This window comes from Thauera butanivorans NBRC 103042 (assembly GCF_001591165.1).
GTDB lineage: Bacteria > Pseudomonadota > Gammaproteobacteria > Burkholderiales > Rhodocyclaceae > Thauera > Thauera butanivorans.
On record NZ_BCUG01000065.1, the window covers coordinates 1 to 19,928 of the forward strand.

At 67.5% G+C, this 19,928-nt stretch carries 15 protein-coding genes, 1 pseudogene and 1 riboswitch; of the genes and pseudogenes, 9 read left to right on the plus strand and 7 right to left on the minus strand.

Annotation, left to right across the window (positions count from 1 at the left end; translation table 11 throughout):
- Nucleotides 1-155 precede the first annotated feature (155 nt).
- Nucleotides 156-244: riboswitch (glycine riboswitch) on the plus strand.
- 233 nt (nt 245-477) lie between these two features.
- The 5 genes and pseudogenes from gcvT (at nt 478) to TBU01S_RS20015 (ending at nt 9,927) form a co-directional block, all read left to right on the plus strand.
- Complete coding sequence (gene gcvT / locus TBU01S_RS19990) at nt 478-1,569, plus strand: glycine cleavage system aminomethyltransferase GcvT (protein WP_068639259.1); 1,092 nt, start codon at nt 478-480, stop codon at nt 1,567-1,569.
- Between the two features lie 75 nt (nt 1,570-1,644).
- On the plus strand, nt 1,645-2,031 hold the full coding sequence (gene gcvH / locus TBU01S_RS19995) for a glycine cleavage system protein GcvH (protein ID WP_068639260.1): 387 nt from the start codon (nt 1,645-1,647) through the stop codon (nt 2,029-2,031).
- A gap of 29 nt (nt 2,032-2,060) precedes the next feature.
- Nucleotides 2,061-4,955 carry an aminomethyl-transferring glycine dehydrogenase gene (gene gcvP, locus TBU01S_RS20000; RefSeq protein ID WP_068639261.1) on the plus strand — a complete coding sequence of 965 codons (2,895 nt, stop codon included), beginning with the start codon at nt 2,061-2,063 and terminating at the stop codon, nt 4,953-4,955.
- A 115-nt stretch (nt 4,956-5,070) separates the two neighbouring features.
- Nucleotides 5,071-6,710: pseudogene (locus TBU01S_RS20005) on the plus strand (glycoside hydrolase family 17 protein).
- Nucleotides 6,711-7,311: 601 nt separating this feature from the next.
- Nucleotides 7,312-9,927, plus strand: a complete 2,616-nt coding sequence (locus TBU01S_RS20015) for a glycosyltransferase (protein ID WP_068639263.1) — start codon at nt 7,312-7,314, stop codon at nt 9,925-9,927.
- 69 nt (nt 9,928-9,996) lie between these two features.
- Here TBU01S_RS20015 and TBU01S_RS20020 read toward each other — a convergent pair whose 3' ends face one another.
- From TBU01S_RS20020 to TBU01S_RS20050, 7 genes are all read right to left on the minus strand, one after another.
- Nucleotides 9,997-11,259, minus strand: a complete 1,263-nt coding sequence (locus TBU01S_RS20020) for a 6-phosphofructokinase (RefSeq protein WP_068639264.1) — start codon at nt 11,257-11,259, stop codon at nt 9,997-9,999.
- Between the two features lie 85 nt (nt 11,260-11,344).
- Nucleotides 11,345-11,998 carry an adenylate kinase gene (adk, locus tag TBU01S_RS20025; RefSeq protein WP_068639265.1) on the minus strand — a complete coding sequence of 218 codons (654 nt, stop codon included), beginning with the start codon at nt 11,996-11,998 and terminating at the stop codon, nt 11,345-11,347.
- A gap of 99 nt (nt 11,999-12,097) precedes the next feature.
- The gene (kdsB, locus tag TBU01S_RS20030) at nt 12,098-12,901 is read right to left on the minus strand and encodes a 3-deoxy-manno-octulosonate cytidylyltransferase (protein ID WP_068639266.1); all 804 of its coding nucleotides are present in this window, start codon (nt 12,899-12,901) and stop codon (nt 12,098-12,100) included.
- Between the two features lie 11 nt (nt 12,902-12,912).
- Nucleotides 12,913-13,104 (minus strand): Trm112 family protein, encoded by a 192-nt coding sequence (locus tag TBU01S_RS20035; protein ID WP_068639267.1) that lies wholly within the window; start codon nt 13,102-13,104, stop codon nt 12,913-12,915.
- The gene (lpxK, locus tag TBU01S_RS20040; protein WP_068639268.1) at nt 13,085-14,083 is read right to left on the minus strand and encodes a tetraacyldisaccharide 4'-kinase; all 999 of its coding nucleotides are present in this window, start codon (nt 14,081-14,083) and stop codon (nt 13,085-13,087) included. The genes TBU01S_RS20035 and lpxK overlap by 20 nt, the downstream gene beginning before the upstream one ends.
- A 21-nt stretch (nt 14,084-14,104) precedes the next feature.
- Complete coding sequence (locus TBU01S_RS20045; RefSeq protein ID WP_068639269.1) at nt 14,105-14,524, minus strand: ExbD/TolR family protein; 420 nt, start codon at nt 14,522-14,524, stop codon at nt 14,105-14,107.
- 9 nt (nt 14,525-14,533) lie between these two features.
- A complete protein-coding gene (locus tag TBU01S_RS20050) occupies nt 14,534-15,142 on the minus strand; it encodes a MotA/TolQ/ExbB proton channel family protein (protein WP_068639270.1) in 609 nt (202 codons plus the stop codon).
- 455 nt (nt 15,143-15,597) lie between these two features.
- Between TBU01S_RS20050 and xseA the strand changes: the two genes are divergently transcribed.
- From xseA to tal, 4 genes are all read left to right on the plus strand, one after another.
- Nucleotides 15,598-16,950 (plus strand): exodeoxyribonuclease VII large subunit, encoded by a 1,353-nt coding sequence (gene xseA, locus TBU01S_RS20055; RefSeq protein WP_174524555.1) that lies wholly within the window; start codon nt 15,598-15,600, stop codon nt 16,948-16,950.
- Between the two features lie 253 nt (nt 16,951-17,203).
- Nucleotides 17,204-17,788: a superoxide dismutase gene (locus TBU01S_RS20060; protein ID WP_068639271.1), complete on the plus strand. Its 585-nt coding sequence runs from the start codon at nt 17,204-17,206 to the stop codon at nt 17,786-17,788.
- Between the two features lie 118 nt (nt 17,789-17,906).
- Nucleotides 17,907-18,704: a pseudouridine synthase gene (locus tag TBU01S_RS20065; RefSeq protein ID WP_068639272.1), complete on the plus strand. Its 798-nt coding sequence runs from the start codon at nt 17,907-17,909 to the stop codon at nt 18,702-18,704.
- A 123-nt stretch (nt 18,705-18,827) separates the two neighbouring features.
- Nucleotides 18,828-19,907, plus strand: a complete 1,080-nt coding sequence (gene tal, locus TBU01S_RS20070) for a transaldolase (protein ID WP_068639273.1) — start codon at nt 18,828-18,830, stop codon at nt 19,905-19,907.
- The last annotated feature ends 21 nt before the right edge of the window (nt 19,908-19,928 follow it).

The following is a 19,928-nucleotide window of genomic DNA, read 5'->3' on the forward strand; positions in this document are numbered from 1 at the left end:
CTCCCCATCCTACGGCTGCCGTCAGAAACCCTGGCCGCCCGCGTAGTTCTCGAAGTACTGAAGGCCTCGGCTGTCGAGAGATGTCTTCGGAAACCCCGTCCAGGCGTCGCGGCTCATCGAGGTGCTCACGATTCACCAACGATGTGTTATCGTCCGCGCGACACGCGGGAGAGAACTCCCGACTTGGAGTCGCCGAAGGCGCAACCCCCCGGAACCGCTCAGGCAAAAGGACCGCGTGCGAAGTGCAAGTCTGGAGAGCGGTGCGGACGCCCGACGGCGTGACGCACCCACCGAAGGGGCACCGTCCGGGTCTTTGCCGCGCTCAGCGTCCAGGAACATCTATCTACTATCTATATATAGATGCGTTCGGCGCAGCGGCTCAGGGCGAAATCTCTCAGGTACAAGGGACAGATGGGGCGAATCCGGCAAATTGGCCGAGTTCGCCCTTTTTCGTTCACGACTACCGGAGCCGCAACGATGAGCACCTCTTCCAGGCACACCCCGCTCCACGCAACCCATGTCGCCGCCGGCGCACGCATGGTCGACTTCGCCGGCTGGGACATGCCGGTCAACTATGGCTCGCAGATCGAAGAGCACCACGCGGTACGCCGCGATGCGGGCATGTTCGACGTATCGCACATGCTGGCGCTCGATCTGAGCGGTCCTGATGCAACACCTTTCCTGCGCGGCTTGCTTGCAAACGACGTCGCCAAGCTGAGCAACCCGGGCAAGGCGTTGTACTCCTGCATGCTCAACGAACAGGGCGGCGTCATCGACGACCTGATCGTCTACCGCTTCGGCACCGACGACTATCGCATCGTCGTCAACGCCGGCACCGCCGACAAGGACGTCGCCTGGATGCGCACACGCATCGCCGGCACCGGCGCCAACGTGACGCTAGCCAGCAGGCGCGACCTGGCGATGATCGCAATCCAGGGCCCGCAGGCGATCGAACGCGCCCGCAGCGCGATTCCCGAACTTTCCGCGGGACAGGAGATTCCCTCGCCGTTCAGTGCGATTCGCGCTGGCGAACTGCTGATCGCACGCACCGGCTACACCGGCGAAGACGGTCTCGAAATCACCCTGCCGGCAAGCCGCGCGGAAAGCATGTGGCAAGCTCTCGCCGCCGCTGGCGTGAAGCCCTGCGGCCTGGGCGCGCGGGACACACTGCGCCTGGAAGCCGGCATGAATCTGTATGGGCAGGACATGGACGAAAGCGTTTCGCCGCTGGATTCCGGCCTGTCCTGGACCGTCGACCTGAAGGACGAAAACCGCGACTTCGTCGGCCGCGCCGCGCTGGAAGCCGCGCCTGCCAGCCGCCGCCTGATCGGCCTGATCCTCGAGGACAAGGGTGTGCTGCGCGCCCACATGAAGGTCTTCACCGCCGCAGGCGAAGGCGAAACCACCAGCGGCAGCTTTTCGCCGACGCTCGAACGCTCCATCGGCTTCGTCCGCGTCCCGCTTGCGACGCAGGCAGGCGAAGACGCCGAAGTCGAGATCCGCGGCAAACGGCTGAAGGCCCGCACCGTCAAGCTTCCCTTCGTGCGCAACGGCAAGCCGCTCGTCTGAGCATACACGCATCATTCCACAGGGCCGGCCGCCAGACCGCCGGCCCTTCATTCGATCCAGTCCGGAGAGTCCATCATGAGCAACATCCCCAACGAACTGAAGTACACCAAGTCCCACGAATGGATCCGCGTCGAAGACGACGGCAGCCTGACCATCGGCGTCACCGACCACGCCCAGGAGGCGCTGGGTGACGTCGTCTTCCTCGAGTTGCCTGAAGCCGGCCGCAGCGTGAACGCGGGCGAAGCATGTGCCGTGATCGAATCCGTCAAGGCTGCTTCCGACATCTACGCACCCGTCGCCGGCGAAATCATCGCCGCCAACCAGGACGTGGCCGATGCACCCGAAAGCGTCAATGCCGACGCCTACGCCAACTGGCTGTTCAAGCTCCAGCCGGCCAATGCCGCCGATATCGATGCCCTGATGGACGCTGCCGGCTACGCCGCCGAAATCGCCCAGGCCTGAACGCCCACGCCCGAGTTTTCCAACCGACCATGACCGATTCCCTGCTTTCTGCTCCGCTTGCCCGGCTGGAGCAGCACGATGCCTTCATCCATCGCCATCTCGGACCGAACGCCGACGAGGTCGCACGCATGTGCGCGACACTCGGCGTCGGCAATCTCGACACCCTGATCGAGCAGACCGTCCCTGCGGATATCCGCCTCGAATCGCCGCTGCCACTCGCCGCGGCGACGCCGGAGCACGAGGCGCTCGCCAGGCTGAAGGCTATCGCCGGCCGCAACGTCGTCAACAAGTCCATGATCGGCATGGGCTATTACGGCACGCACACGCCGGCGGTGATCCTGCGCAACGTCATGGAAAACCCGGGCTGGTACACCGCCTACACCCCCTACCAGGCCGAAATCTCGCAAGGCCGCCTCGAAGCCCTGCTGACCTACCAGCAGATGGTGATCGACCTCACCGGACTGGAACTGGCCAACGCCTCGCTGCTGGACGAGGCCACCGCTGCCGCCGAAGCGATGACGATGGCACGCCGGGTGTCGAAGTCCAAATCGAACGCCTTCTTCATCGACAAAGCCTGCTTCCCGCAGACGATCGACGTGGTCCGCACCCGCGCCCACTATTTCGGCTATGAACTGGTGTTCGGCAAGGCGGAAGATGCCGCCATGCACGAGGTATTCGGCGCGCTGCTGCAGTACCCGAACGCCCACGGCGAAGTCACGGATCTGAGCGAAACCATCGCTGCAGCCAAGGCCAAAGGTACCGTCGTTGCCGTCGCCTCGGACCTGATGGCACTGGTGCTGCTCAGAAGCCCGGGCGCCATGGGCGCGGACATCGCGCTCGGCTCGGCGCAGCGCTTCGGCGTACCGATGGGCTTCGGCGGCCCGCACGCCGCATTCTTCGCCACCCGCGAAGCCCATGTGCGCTCGATGCCGGGCCGCATCATCGGCGTCTCGAAGGACGCCCGCGGCAAGACCGCACTGCGCATGGCGCTGCAGACACGCGAACAGCACATCCGCCGCGAGAAGGCGAACTCCAACATCTGCACCTCCCAGGTACTGCTCGCCAACATGGCCGGCTTCTACGCCGTCTATCACGGCCCGCAGGGGCTGCGCACCATCGCCGCGCGCATCCACCGCTTCGCCGCGATGCTCGCCACCGGCCTGCGCGATGCCGGTTTCGATGCCGGCAGCGATGCCTTCTTCGACACTCTCGAAGTCGACACCGGCCCGCGCACTGCGGCCATTGCCGACGCCGCGCTTGCCGCCGGCTACAACCTGCGCCAGGTATCCGCTACCCGCCTCGGCCTGTCGGTCGACGAAACCACCACCCGCGAGGACATCGCCGCAGTGTTGAGCTGCTTCGGCGCCATCGCCGACATCGATGCGCTCGATGCGCGCGTGGCCCGGGCCGGCGGCAAGCTGCCGCCGGCGCTGCTGCGCGACGATGCGGTCCTGTCGCATCCGGTGTTCAACACCCACCACACCGAGCACGAGATGCTGCGCCATCTGAAGAAGCTGCAGAATCGCGACCTCGCGCTCGACCATTCGATGATCTCGCTCGGCTCGTGCACGATGAAGCTCAACGCCACCAGCGAGATGATCCCGGTGACCTGGCCCGAGTTCGCCAACCTGCACCCCTTTGCGCCGCGCGAGCAGGCTGCGGGCTATCTCGAGATGATCGAAGGCCTGGCCGACCACCTGCGTGCCATCACCGGCCTCCCGGCGGTCTGCATGCAGCCCAACTCCGGCGCCCAGGGCGAATACGCCGGCCTGGTGGCGATCGCGCGCTACCACGCCAGCCGCGGCGATGCGCAGCGCACGGTCTGCCTGATCCCGCGCTCGGCCCACGGCACCAACCCCGCCACCGCGCAGATGTGCGGCATGCAGGTGGTCGTCGTCGATTGCGACGACAACGGCAACGTCGATGTCGCCGACCTGAAGGCGAAGGCGGAGCAGCACGCCGCCAGGCTCGCCGCGCTGATGATCACCTACCCCTCGACCCACGGCGTGTTCGAGGAGTCGATCCGCGAGATCTGCGCAGTCGTCCATGCCCACGGCGGCCAGGTCTACATGGACGGCGCCAACCTCAATGCCCAGGTCGGCTTGACCTCGCCCGCCACGATCGGCGCCGACGTCACCCACATGAACCTGCACAAGACCTTCTGCATCCCGCACGGCGGCGGCGGGCCGGGCATGGGGCCGATCGCGCTGGCGGCACACCTTGCGCCCTTCATGGCCGACCACGTTGTGCAGCCGACCGGCGACGCCGGACGGGCCAATCTCGGCCAGGGCGCCGTTTCCGCCGCCCCCTTCGGCTCGGCCAGCATCCTGCCGATCTCGTGGATGTACATCACGATGATGGGCGGCGAAGGGCTGAAGCGTGCCACCGAGGTGGCGATCCTCAACGCCAACTATCTCGCCGCGCGGCTGCAGCAGCACTACCCGGTGCTCTACACCGGCAGCCAGGGCCGCGTCGCCCACGAGTGCATCCTCGACATCCGCCCGATCAAGGCGGCGACCGGCATCAGCGAGGTCGACATCGCCAAGCGCCTGATGGACTACGGCTTCCACGCGCCGACGATGTCCTTCCCGGTGGCCGGCACCATCATGGTCGAGCCGACCGAGTCGGAAGACCTGCACGAACTGGAGCGCTTCGCCGACGCGATGATCGCGATCCGCGAGGAAATCCGCCAGCTCGAGAACGGTACCTGGCCGGCGGACGACAATCCGCTGAAGAACGCGCCGCACACCCAGGCCGATTTCGTCGGCGAATGGTCGCGCCCGTACTCGCGCGAACAGGCGGTGTTCCCGCTGCCCTGGGTGGCGGAAAACAAGTTCTGGCCCAGCGTCAATCGCATCGACGACGTCTATGGCGACCGCAACCTGTTCTGCGCCTGCGTGCCGATGAGCGACTACGAAAGCTGAGTCCGGTAGAATCCGCTGCTGTCGCACCGAAGCCACGCCTCGCCTGGGGCGTGGCTTCTTTTTTCCCGGCAAGCCGTTTCACTCTCCTCCGCCCGCCTCTGCAGACCGATCCGCCATGCCGACGCTCCACGATGACCGCAAGCCCCTCTGGCTCGCCCTGCTGCTTTGCCACCTGGCCCTGCTCGCCGGCCTGCTCGCATGGGCCGGCTGGCAGACCCGCCCGGTGGACATGCACGATCTTCGCCTGGCCGATGGCGAAAAGCTGAAGTGCGTCTCCTACGCCCCCTACCACCGTCCCGGGCAGACCCCCTTCGATCCGGACCTGCGCATTTCCCGCGAGCAGATCCATGCCGACCTCGGCGCCCTGGCCAAGATCACCGACTGCGTGCGCCTGTATTCGGTCAATCAGGGGTTGGAACAGGTACCCGAGGTCGCGCGTGAAGTCGGCATCCAGGTGCTGCTCGGCGCCTGGATCGGCTACGACCGGGACATGAACGCTGCCGAACTCGACCGCGCAATCGGGCTTGCCAATGCCAACACCGACGTCGTCCGCGCCCTGATCGTCGGCAACGAAGTGCTGCTGCGCCGCGAGCGCAGCGAAGACGAAATGCGCGCGCTGATCCGCGAAGCCAGGGCGCGCGCCAAGGTACCGGTCACCTACGCCGACGTCTGGGAGTTCTGGACGCGGCATGACAGCCTGGCGCAGGAAGTCGATTTCGTCACCGTCCACACATCCTGCCCTTCTGGGAGGACGAGCCGGTCGACATCGCAGATGCGCTCGAACACGTCGCCGCAACCCGCAGGCACGTCGGCGAACACTTCGCCGGCAAGCACGTCCTGATCGGCGAGACCGGCTGGCCGAGCCAGGGGCGCCAGCGCGAGGAATCGCGTCCGTCACAGGTGAACCAGGCGCGATATGTAAGGGAATTCGTCCACCAGGCGCATGCGCAGGGCTGGGACTACAACCTGATCGAAGCCATCGACCAGCCCTGGAAACGCCGGCTCGAAGGCACGGTGGGCGGCTTCTGGGGCATGCTCGACGCCTCGACGCTGGAGCCGAAATTTCTGTTCGCCGGCCCGGTGGCCGAGCGTTCGGGGCTGGCCAGCGTCATCGCCGGCCTCGCCGCCGGCGCGGCGGCAGGCCTGCTGCTCGGCCTCGGCACTGCCTGGGGCGGCCCCCTGCGGCGGGCCGCGCTGATCGTCCTCGGCGCCACCACCGGCCTCATCGCCGTGCTCCATGCCGAGCACGCACGCCTCGCCTACCGGGATGCGCTCGAATGGACGGTACTCGGCGCTGTCGCGCTGCTCGGTGTCCTGCTCGCCACAAGCTTCGCCGCATGGCGCGGCTCCGCCATCCCCAGCGCCGAACAGGCATGGCGGACGCTGCGCCGGACTCCCGCCGGCTACTGGCCGGACGGCGCGCTCGGCCTGCTGCGCGGCCTGCTGCTGTTCGCCGCCGCCATCGCCGCGCTGCTGCTGTTCGTCGATCCCCGCTATCGCGACTTCCCGACCCTGCTCTATCTCGCTCCCGCAGCCTTGCTCGGTGTGCTCGGCTGGACGCAGGCTGCGCACGGCCGCGCCGAGCGCATCTGCGCGGCAATCATCGCAATCTCGGTGATCGGGCGCTGGTCAAGCGAGCCGGCCAATCCCCAAGCCGTCGCCTGGCTGGCCACCGGCCTCGTCCTTGCCACCCCTCTCCTTGCCCTGCCCCTTCTCGCCCGCTCGCTGTCCGGGGCGGGCAAGCACCAGCAGTGACAGCAGGCTGCCGACCGCGGCCGGATCATGGCTGTACAGCACCAGCCCGGCCAGCCCGCTCAGCCAGCCGGCCCAAGCCAGCCAGCGCCGGCCCAGCACGAAGGCCAGGCCACCGCAGGCAAGGCTGAACCAGCCCATGCGCTGATGCAGGAAACTCTCCACCAGAACCGTCTTGAACAGGCACAAGCCGCCGTGCGCATCGGGCAGGGTGCAGTCGCGCGGCAGCAGCCCGTTTTCCAGCAGGCCATGGCGCACCCCCCAGGCCGAAGCCAGCACCAGCAGGGCCGAAAGCAGGATTGCTGCAACACCATATTTGCCCGAATTATTCCATTCCATCCCGCCTTTTCCTTGTAAATCAGACCTTCGGCAACGATATCGCACGATGTTGCAAATTGGCACTGGATGTGGCTCGTAAGCAGCTGAAAGCGTGCATAGAATGCCGGCACCGAGCATCTGCAACAGAATCTTCGGTTGTCTGCCGAAATCGTTTGCGCAGTGCAGCAATTCTTTCGGCAGGCCCACGCAACCGCGCAGGCTTTTCCGTTTTGTCAGCGTTTTACCCGTTTTCCGGCGTCATCTCCACGCCGCTCAGGATTCGAACATGAAACAGGCCGCCTCGCTCCTCTATCGCATCGCGATCGCACTTGCCATCGCCGCGGGCGTCGCCTTCCTCCAGCACTGGATCTGGCAGCAGTTCAACCGCGGCGCCGAGTTCATCAGCACCAACCAGAGCATCAAGGGCTTCGCCTACAACGGCTTCCAGCGCGACCAGAGTCCGCTGAAGGGCACTTACCCGACGACGGAAGAGCTCGCCGCCGACCTCGACCTGCTCGCCCGCACATCCGACGGCCTGCGCACCTACGGCGTCACCGACATGCCGGTCCTGCTGACGCTCGCCGGCGAGCGCGACATGAACGTCACCGCCGGCGCCTGGCTGGACCCCGACCTGGAAAAGAACGAACGCGAGATCACGGCGCTGATCGAAGCCGCGCGCAAGATGCGCCACGTCGAGCGCCTGATGGTCGGCAACGAATCCATCCTGCGCGGCGACCTCAAGCCCGAAGACGTCATCGGCTACCTCGACCGCGTGCGCAAGGCCGTGCGCAAGCCGGTGTCGACCGCCGAACCCTGGCACGTCTGGCTGCGCTATCCGGAACTGGTCGAACACGTCGACTACATCACCGTCCACCTGCTGCCCTACCACGAGGGCGTACCGGTGGAGGCCGCTGTCGACTACGCTTTCGAACGCTACGACGAACTGGCCAGGACCTTCCCGCGCAAGAAAATCGTGGTCGGCGAAATCGGCTGGCCGAGCAAGGGGCCGACGCTGGGCGCCGCCATTCCTTCGCTCGACAACGAGGCGCGCTTCATCCGCGAGTTCCTCGCCCATCCGCGCACCGCGCGCATCGACTACTTCCTGATGGAAGCGATCGACCAGCCCTGGAAAGTCGATGTCGAAGGCTGGGCCGGCCCCTACTGGGGCATGTACAACGCCGACCGCGAACAGAAGTTCGCCCTCGAGGGTATCGTCGAACGCGATCCGCACTGGTCGAAGAAGGCCATGAATGCCGCGGCACTCGCCTTCCTGCCGATGTTCCTGGTGGCCTTCTTCCTGTCCGACTGGAACGTCTTCGGCCGCGTCTTCCTTGCCGGCCTGATCCAGGCCTGCGTATCGACGCTGATCGTCGGCCTCAACGTGCCGGTCGACTACTATCTCACCCAGCGTGACCTCATCGGCCTCGGCCTGCTGATCGGCGCCACCATCCTCACCGCCGCGGTGCTGCTGTCGCACGGCTTCGAGTTCGGCGAGATGCTGTTCAAGAAGCAGTGGCAGCGCCGCTTCATGCCGCTGCCGCCGCACGCCCCGGATCAGCAGCCCTTCGTCTCGGTGCACCTGGCCTGTTACAACGAGCCGCCCGAGATGGTGATCGCCACCATCGACAGCCTGGCAAAACTGAACTACCAAAACTTCGAGGTGCTGATCCTCGACAACAACACCCGCGACGAGGCGCTGTGGAAGCCACTGGAAAAGCGCTGCGCCGAACTCGGCCCGCGCTTCCGCTTCTTCCATCTCGCCAACTGGCCCGGCTTCAAGGCCGGCGCGCTGAACTACGGCCTCAAGGTCACCGACCCGCGCGCCGAAGTGGTCGGCGTCGTCGATGCCGACTACGTCGTCGATCCGGACTGGCTGGCCAGCCTGATCCCGCACTTCGACAAGCCCGACGTCGCCGTCGTGCAGGCGCCCCAGGCCCACCGCGACTGGGAAGGCCAGCCTTTCAAGCGCATGTGCAACTGGGAGTTCGACGGCTTCTTCCGCATCGGCATGCACCACCGCAACGAGCGCAACGCGCTGATCCAGCACGGCACCATGACGCTGGTGCGCCGCCTCGCGCTCGAGGAAGTCGGCGGCTGGTCCGAATGGTGCATCTGCGAAGACACCGAGCTCGGCCTGCGCCTGATCGAAAAGGGCTACGACACCCGCTACGTGGACCACGTCCTCGGCCGCGGCCTGACACCGTCGGGCTTTGCCGCGATCAAGAGCCAGCGCTTCCGCTGGGCCTTCGGCGCGATGCAGATCCTCAAGGCCCACCTGCCGCACATGATCGGCCGCAGCAAGCTCAACCTGGCACAGCGCTATCACTTCCTGACCGGCTGGTTCGCCTGGCTGGGCGATGCGCTGCAACTGGTGTTCGCCTTCGGCAGCCTGCTGTGGACGCTCGGCATCCTGCTGTTCCCGAAGGCCTTCGGCCTGCCGGTGACGGCGCTGGCGCTGCCCATCCTCGGTTTCATGGCCTTCAAGGCCGCGCTCGGCCCAATCCTGTACCGCCGCACCATGGACTGTCCGTGGAAGGACATTCTCGGCGCCTCGATCCTGTCGGTGGGCCTCGCGCACGCGATCGCCCGCGGCGTGTTCGCCGGCCTGGTCAAGAAGAAGGGCGTGTTCGTCGTCACCCCCAAGGGCTGGCGCGGCGGCGGCGCACTCGCCTTCTTCAACCCGATCCGCGAGGAAATCGGCATGCTGGTGGCGCTGCTGCTCGGTGCCGTCACGCTGGTCGCCCAGCGCGGCGCCGACAACCTCGAGACGCAGCTGTGGGTCGGTATCCTGTGCCTGCAGTGCATCCCCTACCTCGCTGCGATCCTGTGCCAGATCGCGGCCTACATGCCGGAGCGCCCGGTCGCGGCCAGCAAGCCCGACGCGCTGCCCGCCGGCGCCTGAACCCCCGCCTCCGGACGGCTCAGCAGGCGCCGGAAGCCGGCGCGGACCTGCGTCGGCAAAGCGTGATGGCTACGCCTGCCACGGCGGCAGCCGCCGCGCGACAGGCTGCAAGGCGAGCGCGCCGTAATCGGGCAGGCCACCCGCGGTGGGCTGCGGCACCTCGCCCTCGATCAGCGGCCGGATGTAGTCGCGGGCCGCCGCGGTGACGTGCAGGCCGTCGGTACGCACGAAGGCCACCGGCAGCGTGCGCTCCAGGTTGGCGATGGCAGCAGCGTCCTCGGTGCCGACTTCCCAGCGATAAGGCGCTTCGCCGAGCCGCCGGATCGCCGGAAAGCAGCCATTGCGCCCGTCGAGCGCCATCTCGACCGCTGCCCGTCCGACCGCCAGCGCCTGCTCGCGGTCCACCGCCGACAGCCAGTGTCCGCCGGCGCGCTGCAGATAGTCGGGTATCGCCCAATGGAACTTGTAGCCCAGGCGCTCGTGGATCATGCGCGCGATGGCCGAGCCCGCACCCCCCAGTTGCACATAGCCGCCTTCACGCGATTTCTCGACGATGGGGCTGCCATCGGCACGACGGATGCCCTCGGCGACCGTGATCGTGCAGTAGCCCAGGCGCTCGGTGACGCGCCGGACTTCGGCCAGGAAACCCTCCTCGTCGAAGCCCGCTTCCGGCACCAGCACGATGTGCGGCGGCGCATCGGCGTCGCCGCCGGCGGCCAGCGCGGTCGCCGCCGCGAGCCAGCCGGTGTTGCGCCCCATCACTTCCATCACGAACACGCTGCCCCGGCTGCCGGCCATGGAGCGGATGTCCAGCCCGGCCTCCAGCATCGAGGTCGCCAGATACTTCGCTGCCGAGCCGAAGCCCGGGCAGCAGTCGGTGCCGACGATGTCGTTGTCCACCGTCTTCGGCGCGCCGATGCAGACCAGCGGATAGCCGCGTTGCTGCGCCGCATCGCGCAGACGCCCGACCACGTCCATCGAGCCGTTGCCGCCGTTGTAGATGAAATGGCCGATGTCGTGCGCGGCGAAGACTTCGAACAATCTGTCCATCACCCGCCTGCCGTCCGCCGTAGCGGTTTGCGGCAAATCGAAACGGCAGGAGCCGAATACCCCGCCCGGACGCAGCGACAGGCGCTGCAGCGCCGCTTCGTCGAGCGCAGCGGTCTCGATCAGGTCTTCCGCCAGCACGCCGAGAATGCCGCGATGGGCGGCCAAGACCTTGCCGATGCGTTCCGGATGAGCCCGTGCGGCACCGATCACCGCACTGGCCGTGGCGTTGATGACGGCGGTGACGCCGCCGGAATGAGCGTAGAGAAGATTCGATCGCGCCATGATGGAAGCCGCCAGGCCTGAATCAGCAAAACGAAACGGCCGGCCCCACCACGGGAGCCGGCCGTCAGGAATGTGGATTGCGCGCTTACTTCAGCGCTTCGAACGCACGCGCGGTGATGTCCTCGACCGCACCCAGGCCTTCGATCTTGCGCACCTTGGGCGCCTTGGCGTCGCCCGAAGCCGCCCACTTGCCGTAGTACTCGACCAGCGGCTTGGTCTGGGCGTGGTAGACGTCGAGGCGCTTCTTGACCGTCTCTTCCTTGTCATCGTCGCGCTGCACCAGGTCTTCGCCGGTGACGTCATCCTTGCCTTCGACCTTGGGCGGGTTGTACTTGACGTGGTAGGTGCGGCCCGACGCCAGGTGGGCGCGGCGCCCGCTCATGCGCTCGACGATCTCGCTGTCGGGCACGTCGATTTCGAGCACGAAGTCGATCGGCACGCCGGCGTCCTTCATCGCATCGGCCTGCGGAATGGTGCGCGGGAAACCGTCGAACATGTAGCCGGCCTGACAGTCGGGTTGCTGCAGGCGATCCTTGACCAGGCCGATGATGATGTCGTCCGACACCAAGCCGCCCGCGTCCATCACCTTCTTGGCCTCGATGCCGAGCGGCGTGCCGGCCTTGACCGCGGCGCGCAGCATGTCACCGGTCGAAATCTGCGGAATGCCGAACTTCTCCTTGATGAAGTTGGCCTGCGTACCCTTGCCCGCTCCCGGCGGCCCCAACAGAATCAGTCGCATACACCCTCCCGACGAAAAGAATATCGGCCGTGCGGCACGGCCACTTGTTTGTACTGTTTATGCGAAACCCTGCGAAATTAACCGACACATGGCCGGCGGTCAAACCCCTTCGATGCGAAACGACTGCCTGACGCGCGCCAGATCCTCCGGCGTATCGACGCCGGCAGCCGGCGCCACCGCCAGCTCGAGCACGCGGATACGGTAGCCGTGCCACAGCGCGCGCAGCTGTTCCAGCGCCTCCCAGTGCTCGATCGGCGAAGGCGCCAGACCGGCATAGCGGCGCAGGAAGCCCACGCGGTAGGCATACAGGCCGACGTGGCGCAGCATCGGCAGGCCTTCGGGCAAGAGACCATCGGGCAAGGCATCGCGGCCGGCGGCGAAGGCATCGCGCGCCCAGGGAATCGGCGCGCGCGAAAAATACAGCGCACGGCCGGCGGCATCGCACACCACCTTGACCACATTGGGGTTGAAAGCCTCCTCCGCGCCGGCCAGCGCATGCGCTGCGGTGGCGATCGCGGCGTCGGCATCACCGGCCAGCGCAGCAGCCACCGCCGAAACGATGGCGGGATCGATCAGCGGCTCGTCGCCCTGCACATTGACGACGATGTCCTCGTCGCCCCAGCCGCGCTGCATCGCCACTTCGGCCAGGCGGTCGGTGCCGCTGGGATGGTCGGCACGCGTCATCACCACCTCGCCGCCGGCGGCCAGCACCGCGTCGCGGACGCCTTCGTGGTCGGTCGCCACCCACACTTCCTGCGCGCCGGCGGCACGCACGCGTTCGAGCACACGCACGATCATCGGCTTGCCGCAGATGTCCGCCAGCGGCTTGCCCGGCAGGCGGGTCGACGCATGGCGCGCCGGAATCACGATGCGGAAAGGCGTTGTCAGCCCGGGCGTTGCCATCTCGGCCCCCGTCACGCGCGCAGGGCGTCGACTTCCTCTGCGCTCATCGCGCGCGCTTCCTCGTCGAGCATCACCGGGATGCCGTCGCGGATCGGGAAGGCGAGCCGGTCGCCCTTGCACACCAGTTCCTGCTTGTCCTTCAGGTGGTCCAGCGGACCCTTGCACAGCGGGCAGACGAGGATTTCAAGCAGACGTGCGTCCATGCTCCAGTTTCTCCAGAATGCGTTCGGCGGCGCCCGAACCGATTTGCGCCTCGACCGGGAACTCCCAGCAGTCGTCGGGCGCGAAAGCCCGGCATTTTACCGCATCCTTGGCCGTCATCAGGATCGGCGCGGCTTCGGCAAAAGCCAGATCCGGCGGGGTGAAGACATGATGATCGGGGAAGGGATGCCTCAGCACCACCAGGCCCGCGGCTTCGAGTTGCTCGAAGAAACGCTGCGGCCGGCCGATTCCCGCCACCGCATGCACGCGGCGGCCACGCAGCGCCTCCAGTTCGAGGGTTCGCTGCGGCTCCCCGAGCGCACGCAGGGCGCCGCCCCGCAGTTGCATCGGGAAGACCGGCACGCCGCCGAGGGCCGCGGCCAGCGCCGGCGGCAGCGTGCCGTGGGCGATCACGGCGTCGACTTCCGCCAGGCGCCCGAGCGGCTCGCGCAGCGGCCCGGCCGGCAGCAGCAGGCCATTGCCCAGCGTGGCGGGATCGACCACCGCGATCTCGACGTCGCGCCCGAGACGATAGTGCTGCATGCCGTCGTCGGCCACGATCACGTCGCACCCGGGATGCAGGCGCAGCAGTTCGCGCGCCGCCGCCGGCCGGTCGCGGCCGACCACCAGCGGGCAGGCGCAGGTGGCGGCCAGCAGCACCGGTTCGTCGCCATGGACTGCGGGATCGCCATCGGCCGGCACTTCGGCGACGCCCTCGATCCGGCCGCCATGTCCGCGGCTGACGATGCCGGGCCGACGGCCCGCCGCGCTCAATTGCGCCACCAGCCACTGCACCACCGGCGTCTTGCCGCTGCCGCCGACGGCGATGTTGCCGACGACGATCACCGGCACCGGCAGCCTCTCCGGCCGTGCCCGCCGCCGACGGCGCCGCGCCAGCGCACCGAACAGCCAGGACAGCGGCTGCAGCAGCCGGGCCGGCAGGCCGCGCCTGTGCCAGAAGGCCGGAGCCTGGGCCGCCATCGTCCGCGCCCCTTCAGCGGCTCACTGCGCCGGCGCCTGGGTGGCGAAGGTCACATGGCCGAAACCGGCGCGCTGGGCCGCCTGCATCACGTCGATGACGCTCTGGTGCGCCGCCTTGGCGTCGGCATTGATGACGATCACCGGCTCGCCGCCGCCCGGTGCGGCCTTGCCCAGCGCCGCGGCCAGCGATTCGACGCTGGGTTCCGCAACCGGCTGGCGGTTGACCAGCACTTCGCCGGCCGCGGTCACGGCGACGAGGATCTCGTTGGGCACCGCATCCACGCCGTCCGCTTCGGCCGACGGCAGATTGATCTCGAGCCCCGACACCTTGGAGAAGGTCGTCGTCAGCATCAGGAAGATGATGATGACGAGCACCACGTCGATCAGCGGGATCAGGTTGATCTCGGGCTCTTCGTTGCGGCTACCGCGACGGAAGTTCATGCCGGCCCCTCAGCCGCGCCGCTCGCCATGCGCCACTTCGACCAGCTTCACCGCCTGCTGCTCCATGTCGATGACGAAGCTGTCGACGAGGGCGCGGAAATGGCGCCAGAAGATCATCGCCGGAATGGCGATGATCAGGCCGAGTCCGGTGGTGTACAGCGCGATCGAGATGCCCTGGGCGAGCTGGGCCGGATTGGCCCCGCTGACGCCCTGCGAGGCAAAGATGTCGATCATGCCGATGATGGTGCCGAACAGCCCTAGCAGCGGGCTGATCGCGGCGATGGTGCCGAGCGTGGTCAGGTAGCGTTCGAGTTCGTGCGCGACCGCACGGCCGGTTTCCTCGATCGATTCCTTCATGACCTCGCGCGAACTGCTGACGTTGCGCAGGCCCGCCGCCAGCACCCGGCCGAGCGGGGAGTGCGCGTTGACGCGCTCGACCATCGCATCGGACACGCCCTGCCTGCGCAGATCGTCGAGCACGTTCTGCAGCAGGCCCGGCGGCACCACGCGCGAGCGCCGCAGGGAGGCCGAACGCTCGATGATCAGCGCCAGCGCCACGACCGAAGCCAGAATCAACGGCCAGATCGGCCAGCCCACTTCCTGGATGATCGCGAACACGCTGGCAGCTCCCCTATTCCGCAAAAGCGGAACTGTAGCGCCCGCAAGCCAGCGGCGACAAGCAAGATGCGTGTCGAAACGTGGAATATGCCCACCTCGTGCCCCACCCCGTGCCCCGCCCCGACTTCCAGACGGGATATGCCGAACCGGCCCCCGCCCTCCTTCCCCAGGACTCCGGCCAACCCGGCAAGCAATCCACAGAAGCTGTGGATAAGTTTGTGGGTTGTTTCTGGATGTGGGCCTCAAAGCCCGTCGCCACAAGCATTCAGACACTCCGATGAAAATTTGTGCAACATATATTTTTCAATTAAAACAGGCACTTATTTTTTCACCCCTTGTAGATCAAGGACTTGCCGCACGGCCCTTGACAGCCTGGCGGAGCTGTGGATTCCGCTACAATCCGCGCTTCTCCAAATTTCCCCAGCGCCCCTGGCGATGTCATCCGCATGACTGGAATGCTGTCCGCTCCGATACTTACCGTGTCCGCGCTCAACCGCCTCGCCCGCCAGGCGCTGGAGGCGGCCCTGCCGCTGATGTGGGTGGGCGGCGAAATCTCCAATCTCACCCGGGCGGCCTCCGGCCATCTCTACTTCACGCTGAAGGACAGCGACGCGCAGGTGCGCTGTGCGATGTGGCGCAACCGGGCCCAGCTCCTCCCCTTCCGCCCCGAAAACGGCATGCGGGTCGAAGTGCGCGCGCTGGCGACGCTGTACGAGGCGCGCGGCGACTACCAGCTCAATATAGAAAGCGTCCGCCGGGCCGGCATCGGCAACCTGTTCGAGGCTTTCAACCAGCTCAAGGACAGGCTTGCCGCCGAAGGCCTGTTCGATGCCGACAACAAGCGTGCCCTGCCACGCTTTCCGCGCGGCATCGGCCTCGTCACCTCGCCTGCCGCTGCGGCGCTGCGCGACGTGCTGGTGACGCTGGCCAGGCGTGCACCGCATCTGCCGCTGGTGCTTTATCCGGCGCCCGTGCAGGGCGCCGACGCCGCGCCGCGCCTTGCGCAGGCGGTCGCCACGGCAGGCAGGCGCGCCGCCCTGGACGGTATCGACGTGCTGCTGCTGGTGCGCGGCGGCGGCAGCCTGGAGGATCTGTGGGCCTTCAACGACGAAGCGCTCGCCCGCGCGCTGCGCGCCTGCCCGCTGCCTGTCGTCAGCGGCGTCGGCCACGAGACCGATTTCACCATCGCCGACTTCGCTGCCGATCTCCGCGCACCGACGCCGACCGGCGCGGCCGAACTGGTCAGCGCAGGCTGGCATGCAGCGCACCAGGAGATCGCCGTCCTCGGCCCGCGGCTCGAGCGCGGCATCGAGCGCCGGCTCGAAACCCTGGCCCAGCGGCTGGACAGGGCCTCGCTGCGCCTGGTCCATCCCAGCGAGCGCCTGCGCCAGACCAGGGCCGACATCGATGCCCGTGCCGGCAGGCTGGCGCGGGCCATGAAGCACCGGCTCGAACAGGCGCGCTTCCGCCAGACCGCGCTCGGCCTGCGCCTGGCCCGCCTGCAGCCGGAGCTGTCCGGCACCCGGCAGCTCGTCGCGCAGTTCGGCCACGAGCTGCAGCGCGCCGCACAGACGAGCCTGCGGCAGCGCCGGGAACGGCTCGAAACCCTGGCATCCCATCTGCAGCACCTCTGTCCGGAATCCGTGCTCGCGCGCGGCTACGCCATCGCCCGCGACAGCCGGGGCCGTGTGCTGCGCTCGGTCGGCAAGGCCAGTGCCGGCATGGCAGTCGACGTGCAGTTGGCCGACGGCACGCTGCATACGCGCGTGACCGGGACCGGGCCGGACGAAGTCGGACAGAAGGACTGAGCCAGGCCTTTGCCGCGTCGATCCCGACGGGAAGGATGGACCGCCCCGGAGCTTCGCCAGGAGCCCCCCAGGGAACCCGCCCAGCGCTGCCCGCGGGGGCTTCACTCTCGACAAGACCGCCGCCGGAAGCTGACAGGCGCCCGCTCGTGCGCCTATGATGTCGGCCGCGAGCGTTTTCGCCGGACGCGAATCCCGCCCGGACTCGTCGGGCTTCGCACGAGTTTGCAGAACACCTTAACAAGGAGAGATACGCATGGAACACACCCTGCCCGCCCTGCCCTATGCCAAGGACGCCCTGGCCCCGCACATCTCGGCCGAGACCCTGGAATTCCACTACGGCAAGCACCACCAGGCCTACGTCACCAACCTGAACAACCTGATCAAGGGCACCGAGTACGAAAACCTCGAACTCGAAGCCATCATCAAGAAGGCGCCGGCCGGCGGCATCTACAACAACTCCGCCCAGGTCTGGAACCACACCTTCTTCTGGAACAGCATGAAGCCCAACGGCGGCGGTGAGCCGACCGGCGCGCTGGCCGACGCGATCAAGGCCAAATGGGGTTCCTTCGACGACTTCAAGAAGGCCTTCCAGGCTTCCGCGGTCGGCAACTTCGGCTCGGGCTGGACCTGGCTGGTCAAGAAAGCCGACGGTTCGGTCGACATCGTCAACATGGGCGCCGCCGGCACCCCGCTGACCACCGGCGACAAGGCCATCCTCTGTATCGACGTGTGGGAGCACGCCTACTACATCGACTACCGCAACCGCCGTCCGGACTTCGTCGCCACCTTCCTCGACAAGCTGGCCAACTGGGACTTCGCGGCGCAGAACTTCGCCTGATGCATCCCGGCCTTGCCCCGGCCTCGGCCGGGCAAGGCAAACCTGCGGAAGCGGCCCTTCGCGGCCGCTTTCTTTTTCGCAGCGCCCCGCAGACGGGGCACCGCGAATCCGACAGCCCATGCTTGACATCCTGTATCGCGACGAATGGCTCGTCGCCATCGACAAGCCCTCCAGCCTGCTCGTGCACCGCAGCCCGATCGCCGCACACGAGGAACGCTTCGCCGTGCAACTGCTGCGCGACCAGATCGGCCAGCGCGTCCACCCAGCCCACCGGCTCGACCGCGGCACCTCGGGCGTGCTGCTGTTCGCGCTCGACCGCGACGTCGCCGCCGCGCTCGGCAGGCAGTTCGAGGCCCATGCGGTCGACAAGCGCTACGTCGCCATCGTGCGCGGCCATCCGCCCGAAGAAGGCATCATCGACCATCCGCTGGTACGCCGCCTGGACCCGATCGAACGCAGGCAGGGCTACGGCGCCGGCCTGCGGGACGGCCTGCCGGAAGACGAGGAAACGGACCCGGACAGCCGCGCCGGACCGGCAGGCAGCGAAATCGCCCTGCCCGCGCTGACGCGCTTTCGCCGCCTGGCGACGGCCGAACTGCCGCATGCGGTCGACCGCTATCCGAGCAGCCGCTACGCCCTGGTCGAGCTGTGGCCGGAAACCGGCCGACGGCACCAGTTGCGCCGCCACCTGAAGCACATCTCGCATCCGATCATCGGCGACGCCACCTACGGCAAGGGCCGGCACAACCGCCTGTTCCAGACCCTGTTCGGCAGCCGTCGCCTGCTGCTGGCCTGCACCCGGCTGGGCCTGCAGCACCCCGTCAGCGATGCAAGGCTGAACCTGCAGTGCCGCCCCGGCGATGACTTCAAGGCCGTCAGCCGGGCGCTGGGCTGGGACGACACGCTGCTGGGCTGAGCCGCTGCCGCGCCCTCCTCCCCCGCGCGGCGATTTCAGGGCACAATCGGTTCCTTCCCGGCAATGCTCTCCTGCACAGGATGCAGGCATGTCCGATCACTCATGCACACTCCAGGTACATCGATGAACCCGCTGCTCCAGGTACGCCAGCACGGCCAGCAGATCTGGCTCGACAACCTTTCCCGCACCCTGCTCAACGACGGCCATCTCGCGCGCTTCATCGCCGACGACGGCATCGCCGGGGTCACCACCAACCCGGCGATCTTCCACAAGGCGATCGCGGATGGGCGCTATTACGAGGACGACCTGGCCGCCCTGAAAGCACAGCCGCTCAGTGCCGAGGCACGTTACGAAGCGCTGGTGATTCCCGACGTGCAGCGGGCCTGCGACCTGCTGGCGGCGCTGCACCGCGACAGCGGCGGCGATGCCGGCTACGTCAGCCTGGAAGTCTCGCCCGCGCTGGCCCACGACGCCGCCGGCACGCTCGCCGCCGGCCTGCGCCTGAAAGCCGCGGTGAACCGCCCCAACCTGCTGATCAAGGTGCCGGCCACGCCGGCCGGGATCGACGCCATCGAGCAGTTGATCGGCGCCGGTGTCAGCGTCAACGTCACGCTGATGTTCTCGCTCGCCCACGTCGAAGCCGTCGCCCAGGCCTATCTGCGCGGCCTCGAACGCCTGCTTGCGGCTGGCGGCGACGTGGCGCCCGTCATGTCGGTGGCGAGCCTGTTCCTGTCACGGGTCGACACCCTGATCGACAAGCAGCTCGAGGAACTGGGCGGCACGGCGCTGGCCCTGCGCGGCAAGAGCGCGGTGGCCACTGCCAGGCTCGCCTACCTGCGCTACCGCGAACGCTTCAACGGCCCCGATTTCGCTGCGCTGCGCGCAGCCGGCGCACGGCCGCAGCGGATGCTGTGGGCGAGCACCGGCACCAAGAATCCGGCCTACAGCGATCTGCTCTACGTCGAACCGCTGATCGGCGCCGAAACCATCAATACCCTGCCCGACACGACGCTGGACGCACTGCGCGACCACGGCAAGGTGGCGGCCGACACCGTGGGCCAGGACATCGAGGATGCGGCGGCGCAGTACGCCGCGCTGGAGCAGCACGGCATCGACCTGAACCAGGCCGGCGAGCGCCTGCAGCAGGAAGGCCTGCGGCAGTTCGAACAGGCGTTTGCCGCGCTGCTCGAACTCACCGCCTGAACGCTGCCGGCAGAACGAAAC